The following is an 18,059-nucleotide window of genomic DNA, read 5'->3' as shown; positions in this document are numbered from 1 at the left end:
TTTTTGGTTTTATCGAGGTGCGCAGATGGACGTGAGCGTATTTGGCACGGGCTATGTTGGACTTATACAAGCCGCCGCTCTTGCAGATGTGGGTCATCGGGTTTTATGCATCGATATTGACCCCAACAAGATCAGACAACTGCAACAAGCGGTGCCGCCTATCAGCGAGCCTGGGCTGTCCGCCACCCTGGAAGAAAACATCAAGGCCGGGCGCCTGATGTTCAGCACCCAGGCCAGCGATGCAGTGGCGCACGCCGAGCTGATTTTCATTGCCGTCGGCACCCCCGCCGATGAAGACGGTTCAGCCGATCTAAGCCACGTGCTCAACGTCGCTCGGCAGATCGCCGGTTTCATGGAGGCCGATCGCACCCTGATCATCAAGTCGACGGTGCCGGTCGGCACGGCGGATCAGGTCCTGGCCGCGGCCAATAGCGAGTTGCTGCGCCGCGGCAAGACCGAGCTGACGGTGCACGTGGTGTCCAATCCTGAATTTCTCAAGGAAGGCAGCGCTCTCGCCGACTGCATGCGCCCCGACCGGATCATCGTCGGCACCCGCGATGACGCAGCCCGCGAGCAGATGAGCGAGCTGTACGCACCGTTTTGCCGCAACCGCGAAAAACTGATGTTCATGGACAACCGCAGCGCCGAGCTGACCAAGTACGCCGCCAATGCGATGCTCGCCACGCGCATCAGTTTCATGAACGAGCTGGCCAACCTCACCGAACTGCTCGGCGCCGACATCGAAGCCGTGCGCAAAGGCATCGGCTCCGATCCGCGCATCGGCTACCACTTCATTTATCCCGGTTGCGGCTTTGGCGGTTCGTGTTTTCCCAAAGACCTGCGCGCCCTGCTGCACACCGCCGAACACAACGGCATGCCGCTGAAACTGCTGCGCAGCGTCACCGACGTCAACGACAGTCAGCGACACATTCTCTTCAGCAAACTCAAAGCGCAATTTCCCCAAGGCCTGGCCGGCAAATCGATCGCGGTATGGGGCCTGGCGTTCAAGCCCAACACCGATGACATGCGCGAGGCACCGAGCCGTTACCTGATGGACGCGCTGTGGGCCGAGGGCGCCAGCGTGCAGGCCTACGACCCGGAAGCGATGTCCGAATGCCGCCGCCTCTATGGCTATCGCAACGACCTGCACCTGTGTGCGACCCGCGACGACACCCTGGAAGACGCCGACGCGCTGGTGATCTGCACCGAGTGGAAAAATTTCCGTGTGGTCGACTTCGAACTGCTCGCCGAGAAGCTGCGTTCGAAGGTGATCATCGACGGGCGCAACCTGTACAACCCGGAACAGGTGGCGGCTGCCGGCTTGCACTACAGCGGCATCGGTCTGCGCCACATCGCCCCTGAAGGGCTGCGGCCATGAAAGTGCTGGTCACCGGCGCGGCCGGTTTCATCGGTGCCCACTGCGTGCTGCGCCTGCTGCGCGACGGGCACACGGTGGTTGGTCTGGACAATTTCAACCACTACTACGATCCGCAGCTCAAACAGGATCGCGTGCAGTGGGTGCGCGAGGAAGTTGGCGATTTCCAACTGGCCACGGTCGATCTGGCGCACGCCTCGGCGATCGATGCACTGTTCGCCCGCGAACAACCGCAAGTGGTGATTCACCTGGCGGCTCAGGCCGGGGTGCGTTATTCGCTGGACAACCCACGGGCCTATCTGGACAGCAACCTCAATGGTTTTCTGAACATTCTGGAGAGCTGCCGGCATCACCCGGTCGAGCATCTGATCTACGCCTCGTCGAGTTCGGTGTACGGCGCCAACCAGCACACGCCCTACTCGGTGAAGGACGGCGTCAATCATCCGCTGTCGCTGTACGCCGCAACCAAGAAAGCCAACGAGCTGATGGCGCACAGCTACAGCCATCTGTTCGGCATTCCCTGCACCGGCCTGCGCTTTTTCACGGTTTACGGGCCTTGGGGACGGCCGGACATGTCGCCGATCCAGTTCGCCAAAGCGATCAGCGAAGGTACGCCGCTGAAGTTGTTCAACTACGGCGAACACCAGCGCGACTTCACCTACATCGACGACATCATCGAGAGCATCGCGCGCCTCATCGATCAGCCCCCGCAGGCCAGTCCGCAGTGGGATCGCGAACAGCCCGACCCGGCCAGCAGCATGGCGCCGTGGCGGCTGTTCAACATCGGCGGGCAGCAGCCGGTCGCGCTGAAAACCTACCTGGCCCTGATGGAAAAACACCTCGGCCAACAAGCCATTGTCGAGCTGCTGCCACTGCAACCGGGCGACGTGCTCAACACCTGCGCCGAGGCCAGCGATCTGGCCCAGGCCACCGGGTTCCAGCCCCGGATCGAGCTGGACGAAGGGCTGGGGCGATTCATCGCCTGGTTTCGCGGCTACTACCCCACGGCTCGTGCGCCGCTTGCGGCTGAATGAATGCGGAGGACCTCATGACTGGACATGAAAAAAGTGTGGCGATTGCGCAGATGCGTCCTGACAAGCGCGTCGACCCGGAACATCGCATGCGCCTCGACGCGGCGATTCACCGTCAGGGCCGTGGCTGGTTAAGCGGCCGTGACGGCGGTCGACCGTGGCAATTGTCGCGGACCAATCGGGTGGTCGCGTGCTTCGGCGCGCTGCTGATTCTGCTGTTGATTTCACCATTGCTGCTGGGCCTGGCGCTGGCGATCAAGTTCACCAGCCCGGGCCCGGTGATGTTCGTGCAAAAGCGCACCGGTTATCGCGGTCGCAAGTTCGGCATGTACAAATTCCGCACCATGGTCAGCAACGCCGAAGAACTCAAGGAATCGCTACGCCACCTGAACAAACACGGGGCCGACGCCATCGATTTCAAGATCGACAAGGACCCGCGCGTCACCGGCATCGGCGCATTGCTGCGGCGCACCAGCCTCGACGAGCTGCCCAACCTGATCAACGTGGTGACCGGTGACATGCGCCTGGTCGGCCCTCGCCCGACCTCGTTCAACGCCTATCGCTACAAGGACAATCACCTCGCGCGTCTGAGCATTTACCCCGGCATGACCGGTCTGTGGCAGATCTCCGGACGCAGCAATATCGACTTCGACCAGCGCGTTGAGTTGGACCTCAGCTACATCGCCGAGCAGAGCCTTCTGCTTGATCTGAAGATTCTGTTGAAAACCCCCTTCAAAGTATTCAGCGGCCACGGAGCAAGCTAATGGACGGTTCAACCAATACAAGCCTGAGCATCGCCAACCCCAGCGAATCGAACCTGACGTCGACCGTGCTGGATCTCGATCTGCGGATCCTGTTGCTGACCGCTGCCAACCCCGGCGCGGGCACCACTACCAGTGCAATGGCGCTGGCCAGCCAATTGGCACAAATGAGCAGCGGCCAGGTGCTGCTGGTCGATGCCAGCCAGTCGGCGAGCAACCTCACCCAGCAGTTGAACCTGAGCAAGGAACGCGGCCTGCGTGACTTGTTGTTCAGCTCGGGCAACCCGCCGCTGCTGCAGGACTGTGTGGTGCACACCTCCAGCCTGCCCTTCCATGTGCTGCCCAACGGCCGGCCGATCCGCACGCTGGAACACCTGACCGCCGAACGCCTGAGCCCGTTGCTCGACCAGTTGGGCAGCCAGTACCGCTTTGTGGTGATCGATGGCGACGCGGTGTATTCCGCCGCCGACACGCTGGTCATCAGTACGCAAGTGGATGGCGTGGTGTTTGTCGTCCGCGCCGAAGACACCCGCTGGGAAGTCGCCCAGGCTGCCGTGCAACGCCTGACCCAGGCCGGAGCGAAAGTGGTCGGTAGCGTGTTCAACCGGCGCAAGTACTACATGCCCAAATGGCTTTACAAAAACCTGTAAGCGAACGCGAAGGATGACGCCATGAACGCCAAAATGCTTGTCCTGCTGATGCTGCCGCTTGCGGGCTGCTCCAGCACTTCCGAGACCCGCAACATGCCGGTGAATATCCTCACCGCCACACCGGCCAATGCCCAGGCCACCGACATGCCGCGAGTCGAGCAGACCCTGCGCCCGAAAGACGTGCTCGATGTGATTTTTCACATCAGCACCAGTGGCTCGGATGCTTACCGCGTGCAGTCGGGTGACCAGATCGGCCTGAACTTCACCGCCGCCAGCCAGCTCAACGGCACGCAGCTCGTGCTGCCCGACGGCACCATTGAACTGCCGGGCGCCAACACTTCGGTGAAAATCGCCGGGCTGACCAGCGAAGAAGCGCGGCAGGAGATCCAGCGCGCGTATGAGCGCAAGCAACTGTTCCAGCCCAACCGCAATCAGCTCGCGGTACAGATTCTCAGCCCGCTGAGCAACGAGCAGAACCTCAAAAGCGCGTTGAACCACCCGGCCACCGGCATGAGTCGCGAGATCACCGTCGGCACCGACGGCTATGCGAGTTTCCCGGAAATCGGCGCCGTGCCACTGCAAGGCATGACGGTCAACCAGCTCGAAACCTTCCTCAATCAAAGGTACGCGCAACTGCCGGGGCGAATGACCGTCGACGTGCTGCTCAAATCCACCGCCGGCAACGAGATCTACGTGCTCGGCGAAGTCGCTCAGCCAGGCTCCTACCCCATCCGGCGACCTGTGTCGGTACTCGAGGCACTGACCCTGGCGCGGGGCACCAACGTCAAGGCGCGGCTCGATTCGGTCGTGATCATGCGGCGCAACGGCAACCAGGTGCAGGCGATGAACTACGACGTCGAAAAGGCCTTGTCTGGCGACGCCCCACAAATCGCCTATCTGCAGCCGGACGACATGCTCTACGTGCCAAAAACCAAACTGGCCAGCGCCGGCGAACTCGCCCGCCAACTGGCCGATGTGGTGCTGTTCCAGGGCGTCGGTTTCAGCTTCGGCTACCGCGTCGACAACAAAGGCAGTGACAACTGACTCTCAGGTGACCGACATGAACCCAAAAGAAAATTACCTGCACGAGTTCTTCAGGATTTTCTTCGCCAACAAGCAACTGGTGAAGCGCATCTTCCTGACCTTTGCAGTGATCGCCCTGCTCCTGCCATTGCTGCTCAAACAGAGCTTCGATATCACCGCGCAGGTGATCGTGCAGTCGAAAAAACTCTCTCAGGGCGATGCGACCACCTCGCTGACCCAGGACAACGCCACCTTCATTCCGCCATCGCTGGCGGACATGGAAACCGAGAGCAATATCCTCCGTTCGCCGGCGCTGATCCGTCAGACCATCAGCGAACTGCGCGACAACGGCCAGTACAACCCGCCGCCGGGGATGCTCAGCAAGCTGGCCGGCGAGCCGTTCAAGCGTTACGTCAGCACGCCCCTGCGCGAGTACGTGATCAATCCGCTGCGTGATGCACTGGGCATGGAAACCGATCCGGTGCGCGACACGGCGCTGGACGGCTTGACCCAGGAAGCCATCGACAATCTGAAGATCGAAACCCTGCCGGGTTCCAATGTCATCTCGATCGTCTACAGCTTCCCTGATCCTGCCCAGGGCACGACGTTCGTGGCCGCGTTGCTTCAAAACTATCTGGTCGATCGTCAGGCGTTGCAATCGATCGAACTGCCGCACTCGTTCTACGAGACCAAGAAGCATCAATATCAGGTGCGGCTCGATGGCCTCGAAGGCGCGAGGCTGGGCCTGCTGGAAAGCGTCGGTTCGTCCGATCCGAAAGAAGAAATCACCTTTCGCCTCAACGCGATCAACACCGAAGAGCAGGCACTCAACCTGTATCGCGATCGCTTGCTGCAAAGCCAGCGCTGGCTCGATTACCTGAAAACCAGCCTGGCCGCCGCCAACACCAACAAGCTCAATGACTACACCTTTCCGTTCACCTTCACGACAACGGTGGACAACATTGCCTTCGAGGACCGCGAGATCAGGCAGATGGGCGAGGCGCTGACCACTCAAGTCAGCCGCTACATGAATGACCTGGCGGTATTCCAGCCCGGCAGCGAGCCGATGTTGCTGGCCCGCGAGCAGATTGCCCGCACGCGCCAGCAGTTCCTCAAAGTGGTCAACAACCGCATCCAGGAACGCACGATCGACTTGTCGGTGGTCAGCCAGGTCATCGAGCAGAAAACCGCGCGCATTGCCGAGTTCAAGAATCGCATCCATCAATTGCAGCAGACCCAAAGCAAGCTGCGCCAGATGGACACCGAGATCGGCGCGTTGCACGCAGCGTTTTCTACGTATGCGCAACGCTTTGCTGAAAGCAGCACGACTCGCGCGCTGGACAACGACTTGTCCAACGCTCGTGTCCTCAGCCCGCCGTATGAACCGACCGAGGCGGCTTTTCCCAAGCCGATGCTGATCATCCCGTTCGGGCTGTTCACCGGTCTGTTGCTGGCAATCGCGTTCGTCTACGTACGTGAGTTCTTCGACCATCGCTTCAAGCATCCGGCGCAAATCAGTCACGAACTGGGCCTTCCGGTGCTGTTGGTGCTCAACGAAGAAACGCCACAGGCGGGCAATCCGCACAAGAACTGGACCATGCCAAGCCTGGTTCACTGGGTGCGCAATTGAACGCGGTGTCCACCCCTTACGTCGCCCTGCCGATCATTCATTTGCTCAGCAGCGGCGGCTTCTATGGGGCCGAGCGAATGTTGCTGGATCATTGCCTGGCCACGCCGGGGCAGCATCAGGTGCTGTTTCTCGATGCGCCGCCAGAGCTGATCGCGCGCTTTCGTGAAGCTGGGGTGGACGCTTGCTACTGCGCCGGGCTGGGTGAATTGTTGCGGCACCTGCGGCAGCGCCGGAGCGACAAGCCGTTGCTCAACACGCACAACTTCAAAGGGCTGTTGTTCGGCTGGGTCGGCGCAACGCTGTTGCGCCTGCCGCTGGTGATCACTCAGCACGGGTTCACGCCGCGCAGTCGCAAGCAAAAGTTCTACACCTGGCTAAGCCTGCAACTGTGCCGCACCGCAGCGGTGAAACGGGTGGTTTGCGTGGCGCAAAGCATTGCCGAGCTGCACCTCGAGGCCCGCGTGCGGGCGGAGAAATTACAGGTGATTCCCAACGGTTTGCCAGCGGCGCCCGCCATGCCGCCGGTGGCAGATCGGCAACGCTGGCTGGCCGGTTACGTCGGTCGGTTGAGCAGTGAAAAAGGCCCGGATCTGTTTCTCGATGCGCTGATTCCCTTGTGTCATCAGCACCCGCAACTGGACGCCGTGATGCTCGGTGATGGCCCGGAACGGGAGAGCTTGCAGGCGCGCATCAACGCTGCCGGTTTGCCGCGGCGGATTCGCCTGCCGGGGTATCAGACGGCGATGCAAGGCTGGTGGCAACAACTCGATGCGCTGGTGATCAGTTCGCGCACCGAGGGCACGCCGATGATTCTGCTTGAAGCGATGCAGGCCGGCGTACCGGTGGTGGCGTTCGCGGTCGGCGGTATTCCCGATGTCTTGCAGCACGGCGTGAACGGGCTACTCGCGCCGCCAACCGATACCGCCGCCCTCACCCGCCAGCTCGATACCTTGCTGGCCGAACCGAAACTGGCCGCGCAGCTGCGCGACAACGCCAAACGCACACAACAGGAGCGCTACGACCTCAAGGCCCTGGCCGAACGCTGGTCGCAGCTGTACATCCACACGGCACGGGAGGCACGCGCATGATTTTCCCGCTCTCGATCGTCAGTCTGTTCGCACTGGTCAGCCTGGGTTTGCTGGCCAGTCCCTGGCCCTATCTGGCACCGGGGGCCGTCATTGGTCTGGTCGGTTTTACCGTCCTGTACCGCAAGCCGACCTGGGGCTTGCTCGGCATTGCTGCGCTGGTACCGTTCGAAGGTTTCTTCAAGGACAGTTCAGTTTCCGGCAGCAAGTTGCTCGGTGCTTCGCTGGCGGTGATCGTGATGCTGCAACTGGCGCTGCATCAGATTCCATCGCAACGCCTGCGCAGCAATCTGTGGCGCTACCTGATCGGCTTTATGGCGCTGTATATGCTGAGCCTGTTCGCCACCGACAACCTGGGCATGTCACAGAGTCATCTGCGCGAGCTGAGCGTGGGCCTGCTCCTGTTTGTGATCACCTTGTTGATCGGCCGCGAACTGAATCTGGATCTGTTTGCCCGGCTGGTCACGCTCAGTGTCAGCGCGACCTGCGCCATGGCGATGTTTTCCAGCAGATTTCAGGACAAGGGCCGCGCCGCCGGCCTGCTCGAAGACCCGAACGCCTTTGCCTTGCTGATCGCCTTCGCCGTGCCGCTGGGTCTGCTGCTGGTGATCCGCAGCCCAAACCTGCTGCACCGTTTGTTCTGGGCGGGCTGCTGCCTCCTGCTGTTGGGCGGCATGACCAAAACCGAGTCGCGCTCAGGCCTGGTGGTACTGGCCTTGAGTCTGGCAATCGGTGTCTGGCATTACCGCCAGCAACTGACACGCATTCGCCCACGGCACTTCGGCTTCGCCATGCTCGGCGCCGCGATCATTCTGCCCTTGGCGATCTACGCGATGCCGGCCGGTTACCTGGCACGCATTCAGTCGCTGAGTATCCTCAGCGCCGGCGCCAAGGCTCAGGACGAGTCCCTCGGCCGTCGCGCCTCGTACATTGTCGTCGGCAGCCAGATCATCCGCGAGCATCCGCTGCTCGGCTCCGGCCCCGGCACCTTTCCGTTGCACTACGCAACCACCGGTTATGCCAAGGCGTTTTCGGCCAACCGCAAGATCGGCGACCTGTATCGGCGGGCGCACAACACCTATCTGGAGATTTTCAGCGAACTGGGTATTCCCGCCGGCCTGCTGTTTGTCGGCATGCTCGTGCAGGGCTTCTACAACCTGATCCGCGCACGGGGCGCGTGGCTTGAGCGGCGCGAGTGGCAGCACGCGGATCTGGTCACCCACCTGGGCATGAGTTTTCTGTCGTTGACGTTGTTCCTGATGTTCCTCAGCGCGCCGAACCTGAAATACCTGTGGATCATGCTGGCGCTGACCTGGGTACTGCGCCTGAAAGCCGAGCAGGCGCCGCTGACGGAGGCCAGAACATGAGCCGGATCAGCATTGTCATGCCGATGTTCAACGAGGCCCGCCACATCGGCCGCACCCTGCTGGCCGCGCGCAAGGCGGCGCACGCCGCCGACATCGACTGTGAACTGATCGTGGTCGACAACGGCTCCACCGACGACGGGCCACAGATCGCCCGCGCATTCGGCGCACGGGTTCTGGTGCTGCCCGGCCTGCTGATCGGCGCTTTGCGCAACCGTGGCGCAGCGGTTGCCACAGGCGACTGGCTGGCGTTCATCGACGCCGATATCGAAATGCCCGAAGACTGGCTCAAGCAGATGTTTACCCTGGCTGCGAACGACCAGGGCGACGTCTTCGGCCTGGACCTGCACACCCCTGCCGCTGCGCCATGGTTCGCCGCGGCCTGGCAGCGCCGCTCTTTGTCTGCATCGGGCCGCGCCACTCGCAGCGTGCACTGGCTGCCCAGTGCCAACCTGCTGATGCGCAAGCAGTGGTTCGATAATGCCGGCGGTTTCAACGAAACCCTGCGCACCGGTGAGGACAAGGAATACACCCTGCGTCTGCACGGACACGGTGCGCGCTTGCTGTCGGTCAGTAGCAGCGTCGCCCTGCACTGGGGCTATGAAATGACCTGGCGCGAATGGATCGGCAAGGAACTGTGGCGTCAGGGCAGTCACCTGCAATTGCTCCGCGCCCATGGCATGAGCCTGCGCCTGCTGCGTTTTCCGTTGCTGTCAGGGCTGGTGTGGTTGCTCGATGCGTTGGCGATCCTGGCGTTGCTCACGGGCTACGCGAATCAGGCCTTGCTGCTGCTGATGCTGGGCCTGCTACCGAGTCTGCTGCTCAGCGTGCGACAAAGCATTCGCCAGCAAAACCTCGGCCTGACGTTGCAACTCTGGGGCCTGCACTGGGTGCGCCTGCACCTGGCCAGCGCGGCATTGATTCTCGGTCTGTGTCATTGGAACGCCAGGAGGCCCGCCCGTGGCTGAACTCATTTTTTGCCTGTGCCTGTTGCTGCCGGTGTACGCCTACATCGGTTATCCGCTGCTGCTGACCTTGCTGGCGCCGCTGTTCCCGGCCTGGCGGCATGCCCCGGCGCCGCCGCTGAACATCAGCATCGTCATTGCCGCGCACAATGAGGCGCGGCATATCGAGCACAAGTTGCGCACGCTGCTGGCCCAGGATTATCAGCCGGCCACGCTGCAGATCATTCTCGCCAGCGACGGTTCGACCGATGACACCGTGGCCTGCGCGCACAAAGTGACGGATCCGCGCATTACCGTGCTCGACCTGCCGCGCCAGGGCAAAGCTGCCACGCTCAATGCCGGGGTAGCCGTGAGCATCGGCGACATTCTGGTGTTCACCGATGCCGACAACCAATGGTCGCGCGACACCCTTGGCCACTTGCTCGCGCCGTTGAACGATCTACAAGTCGGGGCCTGCGCCGGGCACATGGTGATCCCGGTCACCGGTGGTGGCCTGAGCATCGGCGACAGCCTCTATCGGCATTACGAAGGCTGGTTGCGCCGGGTCGAGAATCGCACCGGCTGCATGGTCTCCGCCGACGGCGCGCTGCTTGCGCTGCGCCGCGAGTTGTTCCAGCCCGTGCCGGCCGAGGTCAACGATGATTTCTTCATCAGTACCTGCGCACCGGTGGCGCGCAAACGCATTGTCTACGTGCCCGAGGCCCAGGTGATCGACCAGGGCGTCGACGAAGCGGACAAGCAATGGCGTCGCCGCCAGCGGGTCACGGTCGGTGGGCTGCAGAGCCTGGCGCAACGCCGCGAACTGCTCAATCCGTTCAAGCACGGGCTGTATTCCATCGCTTTGATCAGCCACAAACTGATCCGCCGACTGGCGCCGGTGCTGTTGCTGCCGCTGCTGCTGAGCAATTTCTGGCTGTGGAACGAACACGGTTTCTATCGCCTGAGTCTGGTCGCGCAACTGACCGGTTACTCGATTGCCATCGCCGGCCTGCTGGATTCGCAACACCGTTTGCCGAAACCGTTCCGCCTCGCGGCATTCCTGCTGGTGACGCTGGCCGGCATGAGCGCCGGCCTGTGGCAGTTCCTGCGCGGGCAACGGTACGCGCAGTGGAACCCTGACCAGAATCGTTGAGAGGACGCACGCCATGGCGATCAAACAATTGCTCAAACGCACCAGCGGCTGGCTTTATCTCAACTCGTCGGTGGGGCGCAACCAGTTGCACGGGGCCGGGGTCATTCTGATGCTCCACCGGGTGCTGGGCAACGACCGTGCCGCCAACCTGCCGCATCGCAATGAACTGTGTGTCGGCCCGCAGGCGTTCGAACACTTGCTGATATGGCTGCGCAAGCATTTCGATTGCGTGCCGCTGATGGAATTGCTACAGCCCAACGCCCTGCGCACCGAGCGTCCGCGCGTGGCGCTGACCTTCGATGATGGCTGGCGCGACAACGCGGTGAACGCCTATCCGCTGCTGCAAAAACATCAGGTGCCGGCGAGCATTTTTCTCTCCACCGATTTCATTGGCAGCCGGCAACGCTTCTGGTGGGAAAGCGTGGGCGAAACGCTATGGGGCAGTCACGGCGAAAAGGCCCGCATGCACCTGATCGAGCACTTGCGCATCACCGGTCATCCGTTGCCGGTGCTGCTCGACGATATCGATGTCGACCGGCGCAGCCTGGCGCTGCTGCATTACCTGCAAGGGCTGAAGAGCCTCGATCCGCAGGAGCTTGAACGTCTGACCAATGAGTGTCCGCCGGATTCCTTGCCGCAAGCGCTGGACTGGCATCAGGTGCGCGCCATGGAAGCCTCCGGCCTGGTGCGTTTCGGCCCGCACGGCGCCAGTCATTCGATCCTCACCGGACTGGACGACGTGCGTCTGCACGAAGAAATCAGCCGCAGCCGCGGTGCCTTGCAAAACGGCTGCAATCGGCCATTGCCGGTGTATTGCTACCCCAACGGCGACAACGACGAGCGCGTGCGTGAGCAGGTTGCCAATCACGACTATCCGTTTGCCCTGGGCACCACCACAGGACTCTATCGCGGCGCCGGCGATCCGCTGAACCTGCCACGCTTCGGCGTCAGCCAGCGCACCGCGCGCAATCCGGAACTGTTGTCGTTACGGATCTTTCGCGGGGCACGGCCATGAGTCGCGGCAGCTACCTCAAGCACCTCGCCCTGAGCATGGGCACCAAACTGGCGATGATCGCCTTGCGCCTGCTGCGCAATGTGTTGCTGGCGCGGATTCTCGGGCCGAGCGAGCGCGGCTTGTTCGCCCTGCTCAGCACCCTGCCGGATCTGATCAGTGCGGCCACCAGCGGCGGCTTGAATTCAGCGGTCGGTTATCAAGCGGCCAATCAGCGGCCGATGGGCTTGTTGCTCGCTCAGGTGTTGGTGTTCGGCTGTCTGCTGGCCGGGCTGCTGACGTTGCTGGTGGTGGCCCTGGCGCGAGAATTCGGCAGCGAACTGGATGTCACGATGCAACTCGGGCTGCTGGCGTGGCTGTTGCTGCTGGCGGTGCCGCTGACGGTGCTCAAAAGCGGCCTGCTGACCTTGCACAACGCCTCGGGGGGTGTGGTCGCGTTCAATGTCCTGCGCCTGATCGAATCGCTGGCGCCGTTGTTGCTGTTTGTGGCGCTGTTCTGGATGTGGAAAGAGGCCGCACTCGAAGCAGCGCTGATCAGTTGGCTGGCTGGTATCAGCCTAGTGGTGCTGGTGGGCTGGATGTGGCTCAAACGCGCACAGCCAATTCAGTTGCAATGGGATCGTGCGAGCCAGAACGAGCTGCTGCGATTCAGTGCGCGCAGCCATCCGGATCTGCTGTTTCAACAGGTCATTCTGCGCTCCGATTACTTGTTTATCGGGGCCCTTCTGGGCAGCACCGCGCTCGGCCATTACGCCATGGCCAGCGCCGCCGCGGAGCTGCTGCTGATCGTTCCGGAAGCCGTCACCACACCGCTGATGAAGCGTCTGCTGCAACAGGACAAAGGCATGGACAAGGTCACGCCGCTGGCGCTACGCCTGACCGCCACGGTGATGCTCGGCGCCTGCATTACCATGGCGCTGATCGGCGAATGGCTGATCGTCACCCTGTTCGGCGTCGCTTACCAACCGGCCTACCCGGCGCTGCTGGCATTGCTCCCGGGGCTGTTGGGCCTGTGCTACGCCAGCATTCTGCGCCTGGACCTGATCGGCAAGAACCGGCCCGCCACTGTGTCGCTGATGATGGGAGTGGGGGCATTACTTAATCTGGCGTTGAATCTGTTGCTGATTCCGGGCTACGGCATCGTCGGCGCAGCGGCGGCGTCCTCGATTGCCTATCTGGCGGTGACCCTGGCGATGCTGGTGCTCTATTGCAAACTCAGCGGCGTTAGGTTCTGGCACACGCTGTTCATCCTGCCCGGTGATCTCAGCCCGATGTGGCTGATGTTGCACCGTCGGAAAGCCGCATGAATCGCCTGGCCCTGTTGCTCGGACTCGGCATGTCGCTGAACGGCTTCGCTGCGCCGATGCAGTGGGGCGACATCCGCGACGGCAGCCTGTATCTGCAAGCTGATCGTCCGGATACCGTCACCGTGAGCTGGGTTCCGGCATGGCAGGCCGAGGCCAATGAAGAACATATTTACCTGCTCGACGGCCACGGCCGACTGCAAGGTGACCGTTTCATCAAGGCCAGTGAGGTGCGCGGTTCGCAGCGCTGGCCGCTGGTGCCGGGCGCGGCCAGCTACCGTCTGGAGATTCCCGGCTACAGCTTTCGCAGTTACCGCGTCGAGCATGACGACCAGACCGTGGCGCTGTTCAGTCCGGCCAAGGTGCATTTCAGTGTCGAAACGCGCCGTGGTGATGAGCTGTTTTTCCGAGTCGCACCGGGGGAACGCGCGGTGCTGAACGGCAAATACCATGGCGGCGTCAACGCGCTGCAGGCACAGCGCGTGGAGGACGGCCAACAACTGTCGCTGACCCTCAAGCGCCACCCCGCCTATTGGCAATTCGATCAAGTGGCCTTGCCGGTCAGTGACCAGGCCCAGGTCTGGCGCTTGCGCCTGCAGGGCAGCGGCAAAGCAGCGTTCTGGCTCGATGGCACGGCCAACCTGTTTGCGCAAAATCCCCAGCAGCTCCAGCCATTGCGTGAAGAGCCGGGTCAGGTACGACTGACCCTGCATGATAAAGTCCTCGGGCGCACGCCGGATCTGGGCATTGCCCTGCCCAATCTCATGCCGCCCGCCGCCAGCCATGCCGCACTCGATGCCTTGAAACCGGCCGCAGCGAGTTATTACAGCTACGTTGACCTTGTTTCGAAAAATGCCGGTTTCGAAGACCCGGTTCGTCTGCTCTATCAGACTCGCTTCGGCATCCGTCAGGACATCACCCTGCTCGCCGGCACCGGGCGTCAGGCCAATCTGCGTGCCGACGGGCAAAGCAGCAACGGTCTTGACGCGTGGCTCGCCGCTACGCGCGCACTGGGTGGTCAAGGCACGCATTACATCGGCTTCGCCGACGAGCCGAACCTCAACTATTCGAGCTACGAAGATTACCGGGCGATTTTTGTCAGCTTGGCCCGCCAGGTGCGCAGCGACCCGGCCAATGCCAGGGCCGGCGTACGTATCGCCATGCCCGCCACTTCACGCTTGGTCAACGGGCCGTTCACGCGCAACGCGGCGAGCAAACGCGGCATCGACTGGGCCCGCCGAATGCTCAGCGAATCCGCCGATCAGGTCGACGCATTGGCCTGGCACGAATGGATGATTCGCGACCTGCTTGCCACTCGGGTCTACCGCGACAGCGTGCGCCGCGCCGCGGAACTGGTCGGCCTCGACGCAAACGGTCAGCCGCGCAAGGCCTTGCTGCTCGATCAGACCAACCTGTCCAGCGGCTCGAGCCTGAGCCCGTACGATCAGGAAACTCACTACGCCGCGCTGTGGTGGGCCTCGGTCGTTATCAACGCTTCTCAGGATGGTCTGCTGAGCATGCTCAACTGGTTTCAGGCCGCTGACGAACCGCCCTATGCCAAGGGCATGGCGCGCGTGTCAGGCGACGGTCGCTTCGAGCTGAAACCGGTGGGCCTCGCCCAGCAATTCATCGCCCGGCATTGGCTGCCAAATGTGCTGCAACTGGATAACGACGCTTTCGAAGTGGATGTGCTGGCGATGGCCGGTGACGAGCAGCGCACATTGCTCGGGGTAAACAAAAGTACCCGCCTGCAACGCGTTGATCTGAGCAGCGTGAAGTGCCCGCTTGATCACGCAGCCCTGAGTTTCTTCGGCGTTGACAATCGCGCCCGCGACGCACCGTTTGCCTGCGAAAACGGGCGTGTGCGTTTCGAATTACCGGGGCAAACCCTGTTTGCCCTGAACTGGAACGCTTCATGAACCGCCCTACTGCCCTGCGAGCGTCATGCTGCGCGTGGCACCTTCATCAGGAGAAGAGACCATGGACATCTTGAAAAAACTCAGCGGACATATCCGTCGTAAAGGCGTGCGAGCGACCTTGGCGAAGATCCGCAAAATGTATGTTTTTTCCCATCGGCAATTGCTGTGGATGGAGCGCGACCTGGTCAGTCCCGTGCCGCCGTACAGTCTCAAGCCTTACCCGCCGCTGCGCGTAATGAACATCACCGCAGACAACGCCAGCGCCTTCAGCCGTTACTTCGGCGACCGTGTCGGCGTCATGGCCGAGCTGGCCGATGAAGGTCACACCGGGCATATGCATGTCGACGAGCACGGCGATGCCGTGGCGTTCATCTGGGGCACGCCGCGCGATTATTTTGATCGGCATTACTACGGTTGCCGGTTCCCGGTGAAACCCGGCGAGTTCTTCGAATTCGGTGGCGAAATGGCCCGCGCCTACTGGGGCACCGCATTGTCCGTCGATGTGCAAGTGCGTCTGTGGCAAGCCATGGCCGTGCAAGGTTGCAGCAAAGTGGTCGATGTCTGTGACTCGAGCAACATCCCGGCGCTCAAGCTGCACCTGCGCATGGGCTATACCGAACAACAGCGGATCATGAATATCTACACGCTGTTCGGCCGCTGGCGCTTCTACCGCGAAACCCGCTACAGCGGCTCACGCCTGGCGGCGCTGCGCAAACCGTCCCGTCCACCTGTCAAAGCAACGGCGGCCTGAACCCATGGCGATGCGATTCGAATGGCGCACGTCCCTGTGCGCAGCGGACTTCCCGGCGAACGCCTATGAAGCACTGCGCCTGCTCGTAGCCGACCACACGCCGTTCAATAATCTTGGCTGGTTATGCGCGGCAGAGCAGGCCCTGGGCGAGGATCAACGCCTGCACATTCTGCTCGGCTGGGACGCGGACACATTGCGCCTGTGCCTGCCGCTGGTGGCCGGCCGCGAACGCTTCGCTGGGGTGCCCTTTCGCGTGCTGCGCCACTTGGGTTATCCGCTGGCCGATCGGCTGGCCCTGCTGTCGTTGCTCGGCGCCGAGGACATGCGCGAGGCGCTGGCGCTGATCCGACAGCGCCTGCCCCATGCGCTGCTGCAGCTCAATGAACTGTCGGAACCGGCCGGCGAAGAAAGTGCGCTTACCGAATGGATGGCGCGTAGCTCCACGGCTGAACGACGCCTGAGTTGCCGGGTGCCAGTGCATCTGATCAGCGAAGCCGACCATCAGGAAGTCTCCGGCGACCCGCGCTACAAGCTGCGGCGGGCGCGCAAGCGGATTGCGGCGTGCGGCGCCCAGGTACGGCGAATCACCCCCGATGCGCTGTCGATGCCCACGGTTTTACAAGCGCTGCAGACAGTCGAGTCGGTCAGTTGGAAAGGTGACGAAGGCGTCGGGATCTTCGCCACCGAACGCAGTCGTCAGTGGATAAACAGCGCTTTCACCGCCCTCGCCACTCAGGGCCTGGTGCGGGTCGTAACGCTGGAGCTGGACGGTCGCTGCCTCAGCTATCGGCTGGGCCTGCTCGAGCAGGGCCGACTCTACGACTACAACCTTGCCTTCCTGCCGCAGCATGCCGATCTGGGCAGCGGCCGCGTGCTGCTGGAGGAATGGATTCGCTGGGGCCTGGACGAACAATGGCACTGGATCGATGCGTCGCGGGTCAGCCTGGAGAACTCCAGCCATCAGTTGCACGAGCGCATGACCGGACAACTCGAACACTGGCGCTGGAGCTTCTACTCATGGCGCCCCAGTGGCTTGCTGCTGGGCCTTGGGCTACGTCTTTGGTACTGCGTCAAACCGGCCTTGCAAAAAAGACGCGCACAGCGTGCGGGCAACCCGGCGGCAACAGATACATCTGCGACTCAACCGGCAACATCATCCCCCACACCTGGGCTAGCGCCTCGGAGAGCATCATGAACGTCATCGAAGAACTGCTTCTGCGCATCAAACAAAAAGGCCTGCGCCGCACCCTTGGCGCGCTGGGGAAGCGTTACATATTCGCTCACCGCAAATTGCTCTGGATGGAGCGCGATCTGGTCACGCCGATTGCCCCGAACAAACTGCGCCCCTGTGAAGGTTTGCGCAGGGTCGACATCACCGAGGAAAACGCCAACGCCTTCAGCAAGTACTTTGGCGACCGCGTGCAGACCATGGCCGAACTGGCCGCTGAAGGGCATACGGGACACATGTACCTGGACCAGGACGATCACACCGTCGGGTTCGTCTGGGCCAGCGCGCGCGACTATTACGACCGCCACTTCTATCGCTGCACGTTCCCGGTCCAGCCCGGTGAATACTTCCAGTTCGGTGCCGAAATTACCCGGCACTATTTTGGCAGTAGCCTGACCGTCGATGCACAGGTCGCACTCTGGCAAGTCATGGCGGCCCGCGGCTTCAAGAAAGTCGTGGATATCTGCGACAGCGCCAATATTCAGGCCCTGAAAATGCACATGCGCCTGGGCTATCAGGAACAAGGGCGTATCACACACGTCTACGACCTGTTCGGGCACTGGCGCTTCACCCGCCAAACGCGCTACAGCGAATCAAGACTGGCAGCGCTGCGCAAGCCGGAAAGACCGGTAGTGAGCGCGGCGGCGCGGGCGTAATTCACCTCGCAAGCGGCGGTGGCGCTTGGGCCGCCATCGCTTGCAGGCAAGCTCCCACATGTTGTTTGCATTTGTTCAGTTGGAACGACATCAACTTGTGGCAGCCAGCCTGCTGGCGATGGCGGTGGTTCAGACAAATGTTTGAACTCAGTCTGAAAATCAAAAGCGAAAAT

The 18,059-nt window shown here is 62.1% G+C and carries 16 protein-coding genes; all 16 read left to right on the top strand.

Annotated elements, in window-relative coordinates:
* The first annotated feature begins 25 nt into the window (after positions 1 to 25).
* Positions 26 to 1,378, top strand: coding sequence for a UDP-glucose dehydrogenase family protein (locus BLU52_RS08320; RefSeq protein WP_090282726.1), 1,353 nt, complete (start codon positions 26 to 28; stop codon positions 1,376 to 1,378).
* Positions 1,375 to 2,409 carry an NAD-dependent epimerase gene (locus BLU52_RS08315; RefSeq protein ID WP_090282725.1) on the top strand — a complete coding sequence of 345 codons (1,035 nt, stop codon included), beginning with the start codon at positions 1,375 to 1,377 and terminating at the stop codon, positions 2,407 to 2,409. Before BLU52_RS08320 ends, BLU52_RS08315 begins: the two co-directional genes overlap by 4 nt.
* Positions 2,410 to 2,423: 14 nt before the next feature.
* Positions 2,424 to 3,170: a sugar transferase gene (locus BLU52_RS08310; protein WP_090282724.1), complete on the top strand. Its 747-nt coding sequence runs from the start codon at positions 2,424 to 2,426 to the stop codon at positions 3,168 to 3,170.
* The gene (locus BLU52_RS08305) at positions 3,170 to 3,817 is read left to right on the top strand and encodes a CpsD/CapB family tyrosine-protein kinase (protein WP_090282723.1); all 648 of its coding nucleotides are present in this window, start codon (positions 3,170 to 3,172) and stop codon (positions 3,815 to 3,817) included. Before BLU52_RS08310 ends, BLU52_RS08305 begins: the two co-directional genes overlap by 1 nt.
* A 21-nt stretch (positions 3,818 to 3,838) precedes the next feature.
* Positions 3,839 to 4,861 carry a polysaccharide biosynthesis/export family protein gene (locus BLU52_RS08300; protein WP_090282722.1) on the top strand — a complete coding sequence of 341 codons (1,023 nt, stop codon included), beginning with the start codon at positions 3,839 to 3,841 and terminating at the stop codon, positions 4,859 to 4,861.
* Positions 4,862 to 4,877: 16 nt separating this feature from the next.
* Positions 4,878 to 6,470 carry a GumC family protein gene (locus BLU52_RS08295; protein ID WP_090282721.1) on the top strand — a complete coding sequence of 531 codons (1,593 nt, stop codon included), beginning with the start codon at positions 4,878 to 4,880 and terminating at the stop codon, positions 6,468 to 6,470.
* The gene (locus tag BLU52_RS08290; RefSeq protein ID WP_090282720.1) at positions 6,467 to 7,558 is read left to right on the top strand and encodes a glycosyltransferase family 4 protein; all 1,092 of its coding nucleotides are present in this window, start codon (positions 6,467 to 6,469) and stop codon (positions 7,556 to 7,558) included. Before BLU52_RS08295 ends, BLU52_RS08290 begins: the two co-directional genes overlap by 4 nt.
* Positions 7,555 to 8,922 (top strand): O-antigen ligase family protein, encoded by a 1,368-nt coding sequence (locus BLU52_RS08285; RefSeq protein WP_090282719.1) that lies wholly within the window; start codon positions 7,555 to 7,557, stop codon positions 8,920 to 8,922. Before BLU52_RS08290 ends, BLU52_RS08285 begins: the two co-directional genes overlap by 4 nt.
* Complete coding sequence (locus BLU52_RS08280; RefSeq protein ID WP_090282718.1) at positions 8,919 to 9,887, top strand: glycosyltransferase; 969 nt, start codon at positions 8,919 to 8,921, stop codon at positions 9,885 to 9,887. Before BLU52_RS08285 ends, BLU52_RS08280 begins: the two co-directional genes overlap by 4 nt.
* A complete protein-coding gene (locus tag BLU52_RS08275) occupies positions 9,880 to 11,016 on the top strand; it encodes a glycosyltransferase (RefSeq protein ID WP_090282717.1) in 1,137 nt (378 codons plus the stop codon). Before BLU52_RS08280 ends, BLU52_RS08275 begins: the two co-directional genes overlap by 8 nt.
* Before the next feature lie 13 nt (positions 11,017 to 11,029).
* Positions 11,030 to 12,031: a polysaccharide deacetylase family protein gene (locus BLU52_RS08270; protein ID WP_090282716.1), complete on the top strand. Its 1,002-nt coding sequence runs from the start codon at positions 11,030 to 11,032 to the stop codon at positions 12,029 to 12,031.
* Positions 12,028 to 13,335 carry an oligosaccharide flippase family protein gene (locus BLU52_RS08265; RefSeq protein WP_090282715.1) on the top strand — a complete coding sequence of 436 codons (1,308 nt, stop codon included), beginning with the start codon at positions 12,028 to 12,030 and terminating at the stop codon, positions 13,333 to 13,335. The genes BLU52_RS08270 and BLU52_RS08265 overlap by 4 nt, the downstream gene beginning before the upstream one ends.
* Complete coding sequence (locus tag BLU52_RS08260; RefSeq protein ID WP_090282714.1) at positions 13,332 to 15,251, top strand: hypothetical protein; 1,920 nt, start codon at positions 13,332 to 13,334, stop codon at positions 15,249 to 15,251. The genes BLU52_RS08265 and BLU52_RS08260 overlap by 4 nt, the downstream gene beginning before the upstream one ends.
* A gap of 61 nt (positions 15,252 to 15,312) precedes the next feature.
* Positions 15,313 to 16,002, top strand: a complete 690-nt coding sequence (locus tag BLU52_RS08255; protein WP_090282713.1) for a GNAT family N-acetyltransferase — start codon at positions 15,313 to 15,315, stop codon at positions 16,000 to 16,002.
* A gap of 4 nt (positions 16,003 to 16,006) precedes the next feature.
* The gene (locus BLU52_RS08250; RefSeq protein WP_090282712.1) at positions 16,007 to 17,197 is read left to right on the top strand and encodes a GNAT family N-acetyltransferase; all 1,191 of its coding nucleotides are present in this window, start codon (positions 16,007 to 16,009) and stop codon (positions 17,195 to 17,197) included.
* Positions 17,194 to 17,886 carry a GNAT family N-acetyltransferase gene (locus BLU52_RS08245; RefSeq protein WP_090282711.1) on the top strand — a complete coding sequence of 231 codons (693 nt, stop codon included), beginning with the start codon at positions 17,194 to 17,196 and terminating at the stop codon, positions 17,884 to 17,886. Before BLU52_RS08250 ends, BLU52_RS08245 begins: the two co-directional genes overlap by 4 nt.
* Positions 17,887 to 18,059: the final 173 nt, after the last annotated feature.

Origin of the sequence: Pseudomonas granadensis, assembly GCF_900105485.1 — a bacterium.
Taxonomy (GTDB): domain Bacteria; phylum Pseudomonadota; class Gammaproteobacteria; order Pseudomonadales; family Pseudomonadaceae; genus Aquipseudomonas; species Aquipseudomonas granadensis.
This window is presented reverse-complemented; position numbering and strand designations above follow the sequence as displayed.